The following is a 13,739-nucleotide window of genomic DNA, read 5'->3' on the forward strand; positions in this document are numbered from 1 at the left end:
CGCTTCCCCTCCTTACGCTTCTCTTTTCATCAAGATTGCAGTAATTCGCTCTGTCACGATTCCACGAATAAGTATAACCACGAGACCTGCTAGGAAATATCGAATGGCTAAGCTACCCAAGGAATACCCCAAAGCTTGAACGCCAGTTGCAATGCCCATGTATACAAAAAGCTCACCGGGGTTGGCATGTGGGAACAATCCTAAAATTGGATGTACAAAAGAAACGGCTGCATCGTAGTAAGCTGGCTTATACTTTTCAGGTAAAAATTTACCGAAGGTATAGCACATTGGATTTGTCAAAAAGAATACCGATAGCAATGGTAAAATCGTATAGCGAGTGATAATGTTTTTACCCATGAGTTTCGCAAAACCCTCTACACGTTCTTCACCGATAATCATAATCAATGCGTTTACTGCTGTGATTAATACGACCAGCATAGGGATAATGCCAGTAACCAAGGCCATAAAAGTGTTTCCACCAGCTCTAAATAAGTTAATAAATCCATCCGCAAAACTTGCTGCTGCTTGCATCTATTTTCCTCCTTGTTCTTTTATTATTAATCTGTTAAAGACTCTAACTCTTTTTCACCCCTCTTTCTTCGCTGAGCTGCGACTTGATGAAGTGCCATATCAACAGATTTTTGGACATCACCGTTAATTTTATTGTTTTTCAATGTCTCCTCGATTTCGCCAATCGTTTTCCCCAAAAGCAAAGGATATGGTTTGAATTTTGCAAAGAAAGTCATACCTCGCATCAATTGAATATCCACAATCCGATCATTTGGACCCACTGCCATAACCAAAATATTACCCGGTCTAATTCTTCCTCTCGTTTGCCCGATTCCGAAATCACCGTTTCTTCGAACTTCTACCATCTTATTTTGAATTCTCTTTGTTTGGAAATAGGTTAATATGGTTTGTATAATCATAAAGAAAAATGCGACTATAAATATTTTAAGCATTTAACTCCTCCGTTTCTTTCAAAATTCGTAAGGCACATGATGTATTCATGACCACCACATTAATAAAACCGCCTCTAATGGCACCAAGTATAGCTTCCCATTTCGACTCATTAGCTACCGCAGCGATTACAATGGGAATTCGCTTTAATCGAGCAATGGCGATACCGAATACATTCTGGTTGCAGATAAAGGGTTCTGTGTTTCCGTAATCATCATAAAACTGCAGGCAGATGTCACCAACCGCATTAAATTTTCCAAGGCTCTTCAGCTTTTCTTCGTTGAAATATCCCGATGCCATCACAGATGACTTGGGATCCATCGGGCTGCCGACACCAACTAGAGCAATATTCAAGTGATCCATTTCTTCTAAAACTTCATGCAATCCCTCGTCTTCTTTCAATTGTTCAATCAAAGCCGGATTGGTGATCATGGCTGGAGCGTGCAAGAGTTTCACACTACCAGAAAAAGAATTTGCCAAGTCCATGGCAATTTGATTGGGATGAATATCTGAAGCGACTTGACCGACTCCGCCAATTAAGGGTACAAATACCGCTTTAACAGGTCGGGTTACATCCACATACCGTGCTGCTTGCTTAATGGTGGTTCCCATGGATACACCAACACGATCTCCTTTTTTTACAATCCGCATCAAGTAATTGGCGACTGCATATCCAATTTCATTTTTTTGATTAAACTCTTCCGCCTTATCCTGGACCACAATGGCTTCTCGAAGATCAAATCGTTGTTCCAGGGCTTTTTCTAAATCTCGAAACTCCTTATCCGAATAATTATGTATCTTGACTTCTACAATTCCACTCACACGACCAGCTTTTAACAAACGCGATACCGTTGGCCTTGAAATTTTCAAAATATCAGCAATTTCCTTTTGACCAAGGTTTTCATCGTAATATAGTGAACAACATTTTACGATCAAACGTTCATCATCAACTATCTTTTTCATGGCCATCCCCCTTTTACTTTTACATACGTTCCAAGTCAATACCTAATTTCATAATTAGTATATGGGGGTAGGAAAACCTTGTCAATGATTGATATTTTTATATCAAAATCCTGAGTTCACAAAAGTCCGAATTTTCATTCGGACTTCTGCAAACACATCAAGATGATAAAAACGTAAACGTCTTAAAACATTTGATCCTGAAGCTGACGCAATTGAACGATGAATGAAGAAGTATCAATCTTCACATCATCATAAGTGATCAGCTCACCTTTTTTCACATCACGAACAACCTTTGTTTTCTTATTGACCAAGCCCATTGGAACTGCATTATTTTCTTTCACAATAGCTGCAGATTCAATGGTTCCGTATACTGTATATCCACCAATACCATCAAGTGTTTCGCCTGCCTTCAAATCTCTTTTGGCAACAGCAACACACTCAGAAACAGGTGCACCCAAAGGAACGATTGTTGGTTCATGGTCCAATACGGCACGCGCTACTGTTAAAGGTGTCTCTAGGCTGCAAAGGTGGTATGGTCGATATAGTACATAGTTAGGTCCGTCACCCATGCTCAAGTAATGCATTTCACGATGCACTTCTTTAAGCGGGCTGGAGACAATCACGAATACCCCTGGTGCTACACCGTTTACGTAATCAATCACACCATAATTGTTCAGAATGCCGCCTTCTTCCTTCAATTGGAAAAGTCCAGGCAATTCTTCAACCGTTCCAATAGGACCATGCGCACCACGAACATCAGCCAGGAAGCCGGTTGCATTGGACATTGCAGTCATTTCTACCGCTGTTTTTGTACCATCTTTAAAACAAGCCAGCATCTTTGGATTTACGCCTCTTCGCGTCGCTTCTTCCATTACAGAATCTGGATTTGCATTTAAATCGATCGCATTGTTTTTGCCTTTTCCAACGACACGAACATCGTAGCCCAATGCTGTCGCAAAATCATAAAGTTCCATAACCGCACCCGGCTCATCGCCGTGAGAACCTGTATAAACAATTCCTGCGTTATCCGCGAGTTTCTTCAACAGTGGTCCAATGGTAACATCAGCTTCAACGTTCATCATAATAATATTCTTTTTCTCAAAGATACAATCCATCGCCACGTGAGCGCCAACATCCGGCACGCCAGTTGCTTCAACTACCGCATCAACTTGATCCATCTTCGCAGCCAGCATTGCATTGCTTGTAATCACAAATTTTCCATCTTCAATTGCTTGCATACCCTCTTCAGCCGTTTCAACAATTGCAATTTGATCTTCGGAAACATTCGCATTTAAGTAAGCTTTCTTTGCAGATTCAATATTAATGTCAGCTACTACTGCAGGACGCATGCCCTTCATCGCCAGCATTTGACTAACCATTCCAGTTCCCATCTGTCCCGCACCAATAATTGCCGCTTGGATCGGTGTACCATTTTCTTCTAGTTCTGCCAGTCTTTTATTCATTCCTAACATGTTATTTCCTCCTTTATTTTTACATTTGTTCTGTTTCAGAACCTAAATTCAGGTTATTATAATCAGGAAGTAAAGCCGGTGTCAATGGAATTGTCTCACTTTTACGAAATTTCTAAATTGTTAAATTGATCACAGTTTTTATCAAGATTAGTCGTACTTTTATCATAAAAACACTTTCCTTCGTGAATTCTTAGGGATTCAAGGAAAAAGCTTGTCACTGTCGCTTCTTCGTCATATAATAAAAGTCACTGTCAATAGGAAATAAAACTGAACCTTTAAAGGAGGAATAGGGGGACATCCCCCGCATCCAATATGATAACTGTATCGAATCTTAGTCTGAACTTCTCAGACAAAAAATTATTTGAAGATGTGAATATGAAATTCACACCCGGCAATTGCTATGGCGTCATCGGCGCTAATGGAGCTGGAAAATCAACGTTTCTGCGCATTCTTTCAGGAGAATTAGATCCTAGTTCAGGAGATATTTTTATCTCAAAGGGCCAGCGCATGGCCGTTCTGAAGCAAGATCATTTCGAATTTGACACCCAAACCGTTTTAAACACGGTGATTATGGGACATAAGCGGCTTTTCGATATTATGGTAGAAAAAGACGCCTTATATCTGAAAGAAGACTTCAGTACGGAAGACGGAATGAAGGCTTCTGAACTAGAGGGCGAATTCGCTGAACTTGATGGTTGGGAAGCCGAAACCAATGCCGAGAAGCTATTGATGGGACTAAATATTAAAAAGCCTCTCCATCAAAAACTCATGAGCGAACTTTCTGGTGATGAAAAGGTCAAAGTCCTTTTGGCACAAGCCCTTTTCGGGAATCCACAAATCTTGATCCTGGATGAGCCAACCAATCACTTGGACATCCGTGCCATTGCTTGGTTGGAAAACTTCATCATCAACTACGATAACATGGTCATCGTTGTATCCCATGACCGCCATTTTTTGAATAAGGTTTCCACACATATGGTAGACATTGATTTTGGAAAAGCCAAGATGTTCCCCGGCAACTATGATTTCTGGTACGAGTCAAGTCAACTTGCCCTTCAATTGATGAAGGATCAAAATAAAAAACAAGAAGATAAAATCAAGCGACTGCAAACATTTATCGCTCGATTTAGTGCCAATGCCTCCAAGTCGAAGCAAGCAACCGCACGTAAGAAGATGCTCGACTCTTTGGATGTCAATGATATTCAACCTTCCTCCCGTCGTTATCCTTTTGTGGGATTTGTTCCAGAACGGGAAGCCGGTAAAGACATTCTCTTTGTTGAAGGAATCAGCAAGACTGTAGGCGGTGTTAAGCTCTTGAACAATGTATCCTTTACTGTTAACAAGGGCGACAAGATCTGCTTTACTTCGCGTAACCCTGTGGCGAAAACCCTACTCTTTCAAATCCTAACGGGTGAAGTTGAACCGGATGAGGGCTCTTACCGCTGGGGTGTAACAACCTCAAGAGGATACTTGCCTAGCGACAACGCTTCCTTCTTTGACACCTCTCACCGCACCCTGGTGGATTGGTTGCGCCAATACTCAAAAGAGCAAGATGAAACCTTTATTCGAGGCTTCCTGGGAAAAATGCTCTTTGCTGGAGAGGAAACGCAAAAGAATCCTGCGGTTTTATCCGGAGGCGAAAAAGTACGTTGTATGCTTTCTAAATTAATGCTGTCAGGGTCCAACGTGCTGGTTCTAGACGAACCAACCAACCATTTAGACTTGGAGTCGATTCAAGCCTTAAATAATGGTCTGGTGGCCTTCAAGGGCACCATGCTCTTCACCTCTCATGACCATAAGTTCAATCAGACAATTGCTAGCCGTGTAATCGCCTTAACGCCTAATGGAATTGTGGATCAGGTCAGCACATTCGATGATTTCTTTGAAAATGAAACGATTCAAGCAAGAATCACTGAATTGAATCAAGCATAAAAAAAGTCCTGAGAAAGTTTATTCTTTCTCAGGACTTTTTTGCTTATCCCATAGGGAGAATTTTTACAACACGAACATAGATCGATCCAGGATATCCCTCATAGGTCTCTTGAAGACGTTCAATTTCCGCAAGGTCGGAAATTCGCTCAACCACAAGGCGCGCCCCACGGTACTTCGTTGCTTCATACGGCGACTCGATTGTAGGATCGTGAACCAAAACGGTAATAACAGCCCAATCCCTTTCCATTAAATTATCTGCAGTTTGATTGTCTGCCAAACCAAAGGATAAAATCCCTTCTTCCACAAATCCAGGAATCACAAAGGACGAATTTGGCGAATGATCACGATTGATTGTGGATACCACTGTCGCTGCTTCAAAGTTTCCAATCGCAGACCACAGTTCCTCACCAGTCAAGGACTGATGCTCATAATAATAAGCACCCGATGCATGAGAGATTGTATCGATTTCTGGTGGTCCAGGCTCTTTCGCACCTTGTGCTGCACGTCCGTCAGCCTTTTGCTCAGTTTCTGGCGTTGAAAGCTCAGCCGGGGTTTTCCCGTAGCCAGCACCTGCACCGCCCTTATTGCTCTGAGCAAAGCCAACAACACCCACAAGGGTTACGATCATCACAATAAGTAAACACCATGTGAAAATTTGTTTCCTTTTTTCCATTTGTACCTCACTTTCTATTCTTGACCCCGATACGCTGCTTTGATCCAATCACCTCCAATAAAAAAGACCGCACAAGTTCCCTGTGCAGCCAGCCCTTCTTTCCATAAAGATGCCTTGCTTTGCGTCCTATCCTCACAAATAGTTTGCCAATTCCATTTGTTAGTAACTTACCCAATCTTTTCACTATTCATGCAAAAAAAAGTAACAATTTCATAAAATATAACTTATATTTTCTAATTATTCCTATATTTTACAACTCTTGATTAGCTTATTTTTTTGGAATGTATTTCTCATCCTTGGTATTCAAGATATAAAAATACCAGGGATTCAACTCGCTGAATCCCTGGTTGTCTACATTTGCTCAAGAAGCGCCTTGCTCGGTTTAGCGATCACATAGGCTGATACCCCAAAGTCTTGATACATCTCATGCTGCCGAATCGAGTCAACCGCTTGATTTACCGATGCTGTTTCTCCCGTAAAAGTTAGAAGTACTTTCCCGGCATTACCAACACTTCTTCTTATATTCATCAGCTCTACGCGGCCTCCCTTGGCAGCTAAATCTGCCAGTCGAATGCCCGCGACCAAGTTTTTGGTTTCAATGATCCCCAAACTTTTCACTTCGCCTTGATAAGGAGTAAGGGTCATCGACTCAATTACACAATCAGATAGCTTGTAAACTTCATCCTTTGCAATCATGCGTTCTCTCGCAATCTGTGCGCCCGTTTTCGCTGCGGCTGAAACCGCAGCGGATTCGCCAGTAAAGAGGATGAAAAACCATCCCGGACAAATCGGCTTTGCTTCTAACAAATCAACGGGTGCCGCCTTTGCAATGGCATCTGCTACCACAAGACCCAGTCCCATATCCTTTAATTCCATAAATCCGATTGCCTTCATCAGCTCTCCCTTCCGCTCCTATAACAAGGAGTCGATCAACGCCTTATTTGGTGAGGAGATTGTTGTCGCATAAAGAATCTCACCCGTCATTTTATACTCGTTCAAGCAGGCTTGCACCGCCGCCTTGACCGCAGAAATTTCGCCTGAGAAAAGGGCAAATCCTTTTCCACCAAGACCTCTTGCAATCCGAATTTCAATGAGATCAACCTTGGATGCTTTCGCCGCCGCATCCCCTACCATGACTGCCGTGACTGCCGACATGGTTTCAACCACACCAAGAGCAGAAACAGAACCAATTTCACAGGTTGCCGTCAATGCACTCATCACACTTTCATGGACATTTGACAATACATAAGCGTCGATCAAAAAGAAATCGCCAATCCGTTCGCCCACCGCAATCGATGTTTTCACAGCAGAAAGTTCGCCAGTTATGATCGTGATATATTTTCCAGGGCAGAGGGCTGTCGCCAGTACCAACTCAACATTGGCTGACTTCAAGATCTCATCGGTTGTCTCCATGCCTTTTGCGATACTCTTAAATTCCAATAATCCGATGGTTCGTTTCATTGATCCATCCCCCCTTGCCTTTCATTTCGAATCAAAACCGAATCCTTGTCAAGTTCAATAACCTTTCCGCTAATGCTAGCGTGAACATTGGATCCCAATTTTCCCTCTGGAATCTTTGCAATCAAGTCACCTTTTTTCACGAGGTCACCCGCAGCAATAATCGGAAGTGATGGAGCACCAATCCCTTGAGAAAAGGAAATTTGAACATCTTCCACGGCCTCCGGATTCTCCCGCAGTGGAGCCGGTACATCATAAATCCGAAGTCCAAGGTTTGCAATCAAACGATGGGTCGGATAATTGCGATAGTCGCGAAAGGCTCTCGCCGTTTCTGGCGCCTTGTGATGAGAGTTCTTAATACCCATTTCACGCAATTGACCCTTCAAAGAAATATTGAGTTTCCATGGTTGCAAATTCATGATACAAGCAATCTCACAGAGTCCGCACTCACAGCAAAGATAAGCTTCATCCAAGCTAGCAGTCGCATCCCCTAGGGATTGATAGGATGCCATTCGCATCAATTTTGCTGGGTGCAGATCATGGCCCAATTGATAACGTGGGCAAACATCTGTACAAAGATTACAATGACAACATGCTGTCTTCGCTTCCTTCAGCATCTGAGAAATTTTCTTTTCCTTTGCCTGAATACGCACGTGATCAGCCGGTAAGACGATATAGCCCTTTGAGGCTTTTTTCACCCTGACCAACTGCGGGTCTTCAATGAGTTTTCCCATCATAGGACCCCCGTCAATCACTGCGTACGGTTCCGTCGTTACACCGCCAGCCCATTTGATCAAGGTTGCAAGGGATGTGCCTACGGGTACCGCATAGGTTCCAGGACTGTCTACTTCCCCGGTAATCGTCACATAAGTATCTGTCACCGGTTTTCCGTCAAAAGCGTTAGCAAGGTTCAAAAGGGTTTCCACATTGACAACAACCACACCCACCTGCAAGGGGATTCCGCCCTCGGGCACGACTTTGCCAACGGTCTCGTAAACCAAAAATTGCTCATCACCTGCCGGATAGACATTCGGCATGGCCTGAACACTTATCCGTGGAAATGCTTGAACTGCAGCGTTCAAGGCATCAATCGCTCCATGGTATTTCTCCTTTAAGCCAAAGATTCCTTTCTTTGCTCCGATGGCTTCCACCCATTGATCTAGGGTTTTCACCAAAATAGTCGCATCACGCTCCATCAATTGCTGATCTACCCGCAAAAGGGGCTCACATTCCGCACCGTTTACCACCAGATATTCCGCTTCCGCGTTCAGTTTGACATGTGTAGGAAAGCCGGCGCCTCCGGCGCCGACAATCCCCGCATCTTGAACTAGTTGAATCCAGTCATTCTTCATGATTGACTCCTATCGGATGGCAAAGCCATCAACCAAAACACATCGTCGTTTCCGCGTAAAGGCACTGGCACTCGTCAAGCCTTCACCCGTTGGACCCGCAATGGTAAATGTGGTGTAGCCTTCTCCGCCAACGCCAATTCCCGCATAGGAAGGTCCATTTTTCACGAAGATGGTCGTCTGGATCACCCGTGCAAATTCCGTTAAGGTATCAATGTTCTTTGAGTGAATCATGGCAGTATGGCGAAGACCACGCTCCAATTTCACCCCAAGCTTCATCGCTTCCCCTACATCACCTACTCGAATAATCGGCAGAATCGGCATCATCAATTCCTCTTCTGCAAAGACATGGTTGCCAGGCGTTTCGCAGATAATCGCTCGAATCTCTTCGCCCGCGTCAATTCCGATTGCCTTAAGAATAACATGCGCATCTTTTCCGATAAAGGCCTTGTTTGGCGCTCCCGTTTCGGTCACCACTAGATCACGCAAGCGTGTGATCGTTTCACGATCTTCAAGTAAATACGCACCATGTTTTTGCATTTGGAAAATCAGATAATCCGCAACTTGATCCACCACAATGCATTCCTTTTCAGCAATGCATGGCAGGTTGTTGTCAAAACTGCAGCCATCAATAATGTCCTTGGCGGCTTTCTCAATATCCGCAGTTTCATCGACAATTACCGGTGGATTTCCAGCTCCTGCGCCAATTGCCTTTTTCCCTGAGGAAAGTACAGCTTTAACAACGCCAGGTCCACCCGTTGCACAAAGCATAGAAACAAGCGGATGTTTCATCATTCGACCGACAGCTTCCATACTCGGTTCTGCCACCGTAACAACCAGATTTTCGGGAGCCCCAATTTTAATCAAAGCTTCGTTGATCCAGACAACAGTATCGATACTGATGCTTTTTGCACCAGGATGCGGACTAAATACAACAGCATTGCCAGCTGCCAACATACCAATGCTGTTACACATAATCGTTTCCGTTGGATTTGTCGATGGGGTAATTGCACCGATCACGCCAAAGGGAGCAAACTCCAAAAGGGTTAATCCGCGATCCCCAGTAAAAACGCCGGATTGCAGATCTTCCACCCCCGGTGTCTTGTCCAATACCAATTGATTTTTAATCACTTTCTGCGCATAGTTGCCCATACCTGTTTCTTCTACAACCCTGCGAGCCATCTCTTCAACCTTGTCTTGCAGATACGCTTTAATCGCATCGATAAATTTCTGTCGGTCTGCCAAGGTATATTCAAAGTAGGCTTTTTGGGCCTTGTATGCCGCTTCCACAGCCTCGTCCATACTCTGGAAAATTCCTGGTCGATCAATTGGATTGCTGATTTGATCGGGTGCCTGATCCAATTGTTGAATGACCATTTTTGTGATTTGTTCAATCTCTTTTAATGTTGGTTCCATCATTTGTGCTCCTTTCCCCCACGATACGCGAAAGCGCTGTTTTTGCAATCGCTATGTCCTCTTCTACGGTTCCACCGCTGACACCCAAGGCGCCGATCACGCGCTCATTGTGAAAGATCGGAATACCGCCTCCGAAGAGAACCAATTTCCCTGGGTGAGTGTTTTCAATTCCGTATAACATTGCGCCAGGTTGTGCCAGTTCGCCTACCGTTTCAGTCGGTAGACGAAGGGCTGCAGCCGTAAACGCCTTACCACGTGCAATGGCAATGCTAGCCAAAAGGGCTTGATCCATGCGCGCCTCTGCAACTGGGTTTCCACCTTCATCGCAGACAGATAAAACAAATTCTACTGGTGTCTCTCCAGCCGCTTCAATTCCGGCGGCAATGATCTCTTGGGCAAATGCCAGGGTCATTTTTTCCGGTACCCAAAGTCCAGCAGCAAGAGCCTTTGCAGCAATCGATTCAATCTGATCCCATTGATCCACCATCCTAGCCAAGGTAAAACAATAATCCGAGACTCGGTTAAAGTATTGCAAAAGAATAGGACGAATCGTTTGCTGGTCCGACAGAGCAATCAACCGTCGCTCACATCTGCGTAAAATCGTTCGCGCCTGATGAAGGTAGGCTGATGAAAGATTTTCACCAGGATGCACAAATGCCCGAAGGGGTGCCAAGTATCGATCATACTCGTCAATCCAACCTTCCAGCCGTTTCACATCTTTATCTTCAACTTTTTGAATCAGCCGATTTCTCCCCTTTTCATCACTGGCAACTTCCGCGCCCGCTAAAAAAAGATCTTCTTGAATGGCATCCAACTGCGCTTTCATCGATACTTGTGAAATCGATGCCTTTGCAATTCCTAAAACCGAACTGCCTTCATCGATTGTCCCATAGGTTTCAACCAATAAATCTGCCTTTCCGATCCGAGAACCGCCAAACAAACCCGTAGAACCAGCGTCTCCGGTTTTCGTATACACTTTTGACATATCATCACCTACCGTATACTTTGACTTCATCCACGATGGCGACAACCGCATAATCAACGGGAGCCCCTTCTTGAATGGAAATTTTTCGTGCCGCAGAACCTCTGCAGGCCAAAACAACCTCACCATTGCCTGCCCCGATATTATCGATTGCGACAACCGTTTCTCCCTTTGGATCCCCTTCCGGGGTGAGCGGTGTCAGGATTAAAAACTTTTCTCCCACCAAGAGTTCATTCTTCGTTGTTGCAACAACATTTCCAATCACTTTTGCCAGGATCATTTCATCCCTCCATCCACCCAAATCCATGGGATTTGGTGTTTTTTTATTTCCTCTTCCGCCAAGGCGGTAAGGATCGATCCCTTGGGAATCTGTATTTGTTCTGTACCAGACAAATACGGAATGACATCTCCCCGGCTAATCACTCGCTTATCAATCCGTGCAATTCGACACAACTCTGGCAAAGCTTCCACATGATCCGGTTGAGCCGTCACATAAGCTTGCTTGGGATTTGCCGATTTTGCAAAAATAAGATCACGATAAAGCTCATCGCTTTTGCACCAACGAACCCCAAACGATTCCAGGGTATTGAATACACGTCGACTCATTTCCTTCATGGCTGCAGGCGCTTTTTCCCGCAAAGAAAAATCACAGGCATCCCGTGCAACCCAGACTTCCTTGCCTTGCGACAAGGCTGAACCGATCAAATAGCTTGCCGGAGTATCCCATATCATTTTTGCGATCTTGCTTGCAGTCGTGACTGTCATCACAGGCACTAGAATTCGATTGTGTTCCATGGCAAAAGGCTTGACGGATTTAAAGTTGTTGTCCATGGATTCAGCACCATCCGGCAGTAAATCCAAGGTTCCAATCTGTCGTGCAGCTTCCGTTACAACGATTTCCGTCTTCCACCCGCCGCGCTTCAAATTTTCAGCTGCGCGAATACCGGCAGCTCGTCCCATGGTACCACCTGTATAAAGCAAAAGTGCCTCTTTTTCCGACACGTCTTTCTGATCGATGCGCACCAGCACTTCTTCTACGATCCGATCGATCAACGTTTCTGTCATGGCGCCACCTCCTCCTTCATCCCCCAAGCAATTCCAATGGGTGTTACAAGCAAGGGGAATTTTGGTTTGATTACTGGAATTCCCAGTATCTTTTCAAAATCTTTTTCGAAATCTTCGAAAGTAGCAGCTCCGCCAACCACATAGACTTCCGACACACCCTGTCCTTCAATGGCTCTCTTAACAATGGTTGCCATCTTCTCAACAACAGGTCGTACCAAGGGATACAATTCCATCTCCTGTTGGCCGCTACGCTTTCGCACTTCCGCCTCTTCAAAAGAGATACCGTAATTACCGGCAATCACCAAACTCATGTGGGTGCCGCCAGTGGGTTCATCTTCCACCGCGACCACCTTCCCATCATGAAGAATACTAATTCCAGTCGTCCCGCCGCCAACATCAACGACCGCACCTTCGGTGATTCCCAAAACAACAGCTGCCGCAGTTGGTTCATCCAATACCTGCGTCACCTCAAATCCCGCAGATTCTACCACATTGGTGATTGCACGGGTGTCTCCTGGGGCAATTCCAGGCGGTATTGCTGTTGCAGCTTCCAACAATTCTCTTCCTAATTGACGCTCCACCTCTGCTTTTAATCGCTTCACAATGCCTACTGCGCCAATATAATCGACGACGATTCCATCTTTCACAACTGAAGCTGCTTCCGCTGCCCCTGCAATGGGAAGATTGTTTTCATCGACTACGGTAATTACAATATTTGCGGTTCCCAAGTCGACTCCAACCTTGATTTTTTTTGGCGCTTCTTTTTCATCCTCCGATTCAATTAATTCATGAAAGGAAGTCAAATATTCATTAATCCGCGTTAAATCCATCGGTTTCATCCTCTTTTTATAATCTTCACGTACGATCCAGTCGTTAGTGAGAATCCATTCGCTTCATCAACGTCTACATGCATCTCCATGGCAAAATTCGGCGATACGCGCAAAAGCACGTGATCCATTTGACCACCGCGATCTCCAGGCACAGCCACAGAGACAATCTCACGATCAATAAAACCGTGACGATCTGCATATTCCTTCGGCATATGAACATGCCGAAGTGCCGCAATAGCCCCCTGTGGAATCTGAACAGAACCAGCAGGACCCACCAAGGTCAATCCTGGTGATGCATCTAAAACTCCAGACTCCCGTACAGGCGGTTTCACGCCAATGCGAAATCCATCCGTGACCGAAAGTTCCAATTGTGTCGCGCTTCTAAGGGGGCCAAGAATCCGAACCTTATCGAATCGTCCTTTAGGTCCCTCTACCGCGATACATTCTTTCGCCGCATATTGCCCAGGCTGCTTCAAGTCTTTCAGTTTTGTTAATGTCGCTCCACGCCCAAAAAGCTGAAAAAAGTCCGCTTGACTGAGATGGATGTGGTGGTTGGAAACTCCAACCTCCACATATCCCAGTTCATTCATGACTCGATCCACGCATTCTTTGACGAAAGCTTCTTCTCTCGTCATCGTT

At 44.7% G+C, this 13,739-nt stretch carries 15 protein-coding genes and 1 riboswitch; of the genes, 1 reads left to right on the plus strand and 14 read right to left on the minus strand.

What is annotated here, in order from left to right; all coding sequences use genetic code 11:
- Positions 1-12: 12 nt before the first annotated feature.
- The 4 genes from srlA to AC25CA_RS13945 all read right to left on the minus strand — a co-directional run bounded on the left by srlA (position 13) and on the right by AC25CA_RS13945 (position 3,395).
- The gene (gene srlA / locus AC25CA_RS13930; protein ID WP_486814438.1) at positions 13-531 is read right to left on the minus strand and encodes a PTS glucitol/sorbitol transporter subunit IIC; all 519 of its coding nucleotides are present in this window, start codon (positions 529-531) and stop codon (positions 13-15) included.
- 26 nt (positions 532-557) lie between these two features.
- Positions 558-962 (minus strand): transcriptional regulator GutM, encoded by a 405-nt coding sequence (locus AC25CA_RS13935; protein WP_486814439.1) that lies wholly within the window; start codon positions 960-962, stop codon positions 558-560.
- Positions 955-1,923 carry a sugar-binding transcriptional regulator gene (locus tag AC25CA_RS13940; protein ID WP_486814440.1) on the minus strand — a complete coding sequence of 323 codons (969 nt, stop codon included), beginning with the start codon at positions 1,921-1,923 and terminating at the stop codon, positions 955-957. Before AC25CA_RS13940 ends, AC25CA_RS13935 begins: the two co-directional genes overlap by 8 nt.
- Positions 1,924-2,105: 182 nt before the next feature.
- Complete coding sequence (locus AC25CA_RS13945; protein ID WP_486814441.1) at positions 2,106-3,395, minus strand: NAD(P)H-dependent oxidoreductase; 1,290 nt, start codon at positions 3,393-3,395, stop codon at positions 2,106-2,108.
- A gap of 312 nt (positions 3,396-3,707) precedes the next feature.
- Between AC25CA_RS13945 and AC25CA_RS13950 the strand changes: the two genes are divergently transcribed.
- Positions 3,708-5,327: an ABC-F family ATP-binding cassette domain-containing protein gene (locus AC25CA_RS13950; protein WP_486814442.1), complete on the plus strand. Its 1,620-nt coding sequence runs from the start codon at positions 3,708-3,710 to the stop codon at positions 5,325-5,327.
- Between the two features lie 43 nt (positions 5,328-5,370).
- On the opposite strand, the gene AC25CA_RS13955 is transcribed toward AC25CA_RS13950, so the two are convergent.
- The 10 genes from AC25CA_RS13955 to pduL form a co-directional block, all read right to left on the minus strand.
- Positions 5,371-6,000: a hypothetical protein gene (locus tag AC25CA_RS13955; protein WP_486814443.1), complete on the minus strand. Its 630-nt coding sequence runs from the start codon at positions 5,998-6,000 to the stop codon at positions 5,371-5,373.
- Positions 6,001-6,080: 80 nt separating this feature from the next.
- Positions 6,081-6,158, minus strand: a riboswitch (cyclic di-GMP riboswitch).
- Between the two features lie 193 nt (positions 6,159-6,351).
- The gene (locus AC25CA_RS13960; protein WP_486814444.1) at positions 6,352-6,894 is read right to left on the minus strand and encodes a BMC domain-containing protein; all 543 of its coding nucleotides are present in this window, start codon (positions 6,892-6,894) and stop codon (positions 6,352-6,354) included.
- 18 nt (positions 6,895-6,912) lie between these two features.
- Entirely contained in the window at positions 6,913-7,461 is a 549-nt protein-coding gene (locus tag AC25CA_RS13965; protein WP_486814445.1) for a BMC domain-containing protein, read from the minus strand.
- The gene (locus tag AC25CA_RS13970; protein ID WP_486814446.1) at positions 7,458-8,810 is read right to left on the minus strand and encodes a 4Fe-4S dicluster domain-containing protein; all 1,353 of its coding nucleotides are present in this window, start codon (positions 8,808-8,810) and stop codon (positions 7,458-7,460) included. Before AC25CA_RS13970 ends, AC25CA_RS13965 begins: the two co-directional genes overlap by 4 nt.
- 9 nt (positions 8,811-8,819) lie before the next feature.
- Positions 8,820-10,226: an aldehyde dehydrogenase family protein gene (locus tag AC25CA_RS13975; RefSeq protein WP_486814447.1), complete on the minus strand. Its 1,407-nt coding sequence runs from the start codon at positions 10,224-10,226 to the stop codon at positions 8,820-8,822.
- Positions 10,198-11,208 (minus strand): cob(I)yrinic acid a,c-diamide adenosyltransferase, encoded by a 1,011-nt coding sequence (locus tag AC25CA_RS13980; protein ID WP_486814448.1) that lies wholly within the window; start codon positions 11,206-11,208, stop codon positions 10,198-10,200. Before AC25CA_RS13980 ends, AC25CA_RS13975 begins: the two co-directional genes overlap by 29 nt.
- Before the next feature lie 4 nt (positions 11,209-11,212).
- Positions 11,213-11,485, minus strand: coding sequence for a EutN/CcmL family microcompartment protein (locus tag AC25CA_RS13985; protein WP_486814449.1), 273 nt, complete (start codon positions 11,483-11,485; stop codon positions 11,213-11,215).
- Complete coding sequence (locus AC25CA_RS13990) at positions 11,482-12,270, minus strand: hypothetical protein (protein WP_486814450.1); 789 nt, start codon at positions 12,268-12,270, stop codon at positions 11,482-11,484. Before AC25CA_RS13990 ends, AC25CA_RS13985 begins: the two co-directional genes overlap by 4 nt.
- A complete protein-coding gene (gene eutJ, locus AC25CA_RS13995) occupies positions 12,267-13,100 on the minus strand; it encodes an ethanolamine utilization protein EutJ (RefSeq protein WP_486814451.1) in 834 nt (277 codons plus the stop codon). Before eutJ ends, AC25CA_RS13990 begins: the two co-directional genes overlap by 4 nt.
- 5 nt (positions 13,101-13,105) lie before the next feature.
- On the minus strand, positions 13,106-13,735 hold the full coding sequence (pduL, locus tag AC25CA_RS14000; protein WP_486814452.1) for a phosphate propanoyltransferase: 630 nt from the start codon (positions 13,733-13,735) through the stop codon (positions 13,106-13,108).
- Positions 13,736-13,739: the final 4 nt, after the last annotated feature.

The organism is Gottschalkiaceae bacterium SANA, from assembly GCA_036323355.1.
GTDB lineage: Bacteria > Bacillota > Clostridia > Tissierellales > GPF-1 > GPF-1.

What these genes read in the sequence shown, in the direction of transcription:
- AC25CA_RS13940 (WP_486814440.1), bottom strand. Translation starts at nt 1,923, where the DNA reads ATGAAAAAGATAGTTGATGATGAACGTTTGATCGTAAAATGTTGTTCA.
- srlA (WP_486814438.1), bottom strand. Translation starts at nt 531, where the DNA reads ATGCAAGCAGCAGCAAGTTTTGCGGATGGATTTATTAACTTATTTAGA.
- AC25CA_RS13950 (WP_486814442.1), top strand. Translation starts at nt 3,708, where the DNA reads ATGATAACTGTATCGAATCTTAGTCTGAACTTCTCAGACAAAAAATTA.
- AC25CA_RS13980 (WP_486814448.1), bottom strand. Translation starts at nt 11,208, where the DNA reads ATGTCAAAAGTGTATACGAAAACCGGAGACGCTGGTTCTACGGGTTTG.
- AC25CA_RS13985 (WP_486814449.1), bottom strand. Translation starts at nt 11,485, where the DNA reads ATGATCCTGGCAAAAGTGATTGGAAATGTTGTTGCAACAACGAAGAAT.
- AC25CA_RS13935 (WP_486814439.1), bottom strand. Translation starts at nt 962, where the DNA reads ATGCTTAAAATATTTATAGTCGCATTTTTCTTTATGATTATACAAACC.
- AC25CA_RS13990 (WP_486814450.1), bottom strand. Translation starts at nt 12,270, where the DNA reads ATGACAGAAACGTTGATCGATCGGATCGTAGAAGAAGTGCTGGTGCGC.
- AC25CA_RS13960 (WP_486814444.1), bottom strand. Translation starts at nt 6,894, where the DNA reads ATGAAGGCAATCGGATTTATGGAATTAAAGGATATGGGACTGGGTCTT.
- AC25CA_RS13965 (WP_486814445.1), bottom strand. Translation starts at nt 7,461, where the DNA reads ATGAAACGAACCATCGGATTATTGGAATTTAAGAGTATCGCAAAAGGC.
- AC25CA_RS13955 (WP_486814443.1), bottom strand. Translation starts at nt 6,000, where the DNA reads ATGGAAAAAAGGAAACAAATTTTCACATGGTGTTTACTTATTGTGATG.
- AC25CA_RS13975 (WP_486814447.1), bottom strand. Translation starts at nt 10,226, where the DNA reads ATGATGGAACCAACATTAAAAGAGATTGAACAAATCACAAAAATGGTC.
- AC25CA_RS13970 (WP_486814446.1), bottom strand. Translation starts at nt 8,810, where the DNA reads ATGAAGAATGACTGGATTCAACTAGTTCAAGATGCGGGGATTGTCGGC.
- pduL (WP_486814452.1), bottom strand. Translation starts at nt 13,735, where the DNA reads ATGACGAGAGAAGAAGCTTTCGTCAAAGAATGCGTGGATCGAGTCATG.
- eutJ (WP_486814451.1), bottom strand. Translation starts at nt 13,100, where the DNA reads ATGGATTTAACGCGGATTAATGAATATTTGACTTCCTTTCATGAATTA.
- AC25CA_RS13945 (WP_486814441.1), bottom strand. Translation starts at nt 3,395, where the DNA reads ATGTTAGGAATGAATAAAAGACTGGCAGAACTAGAAGAAAATGGTACA.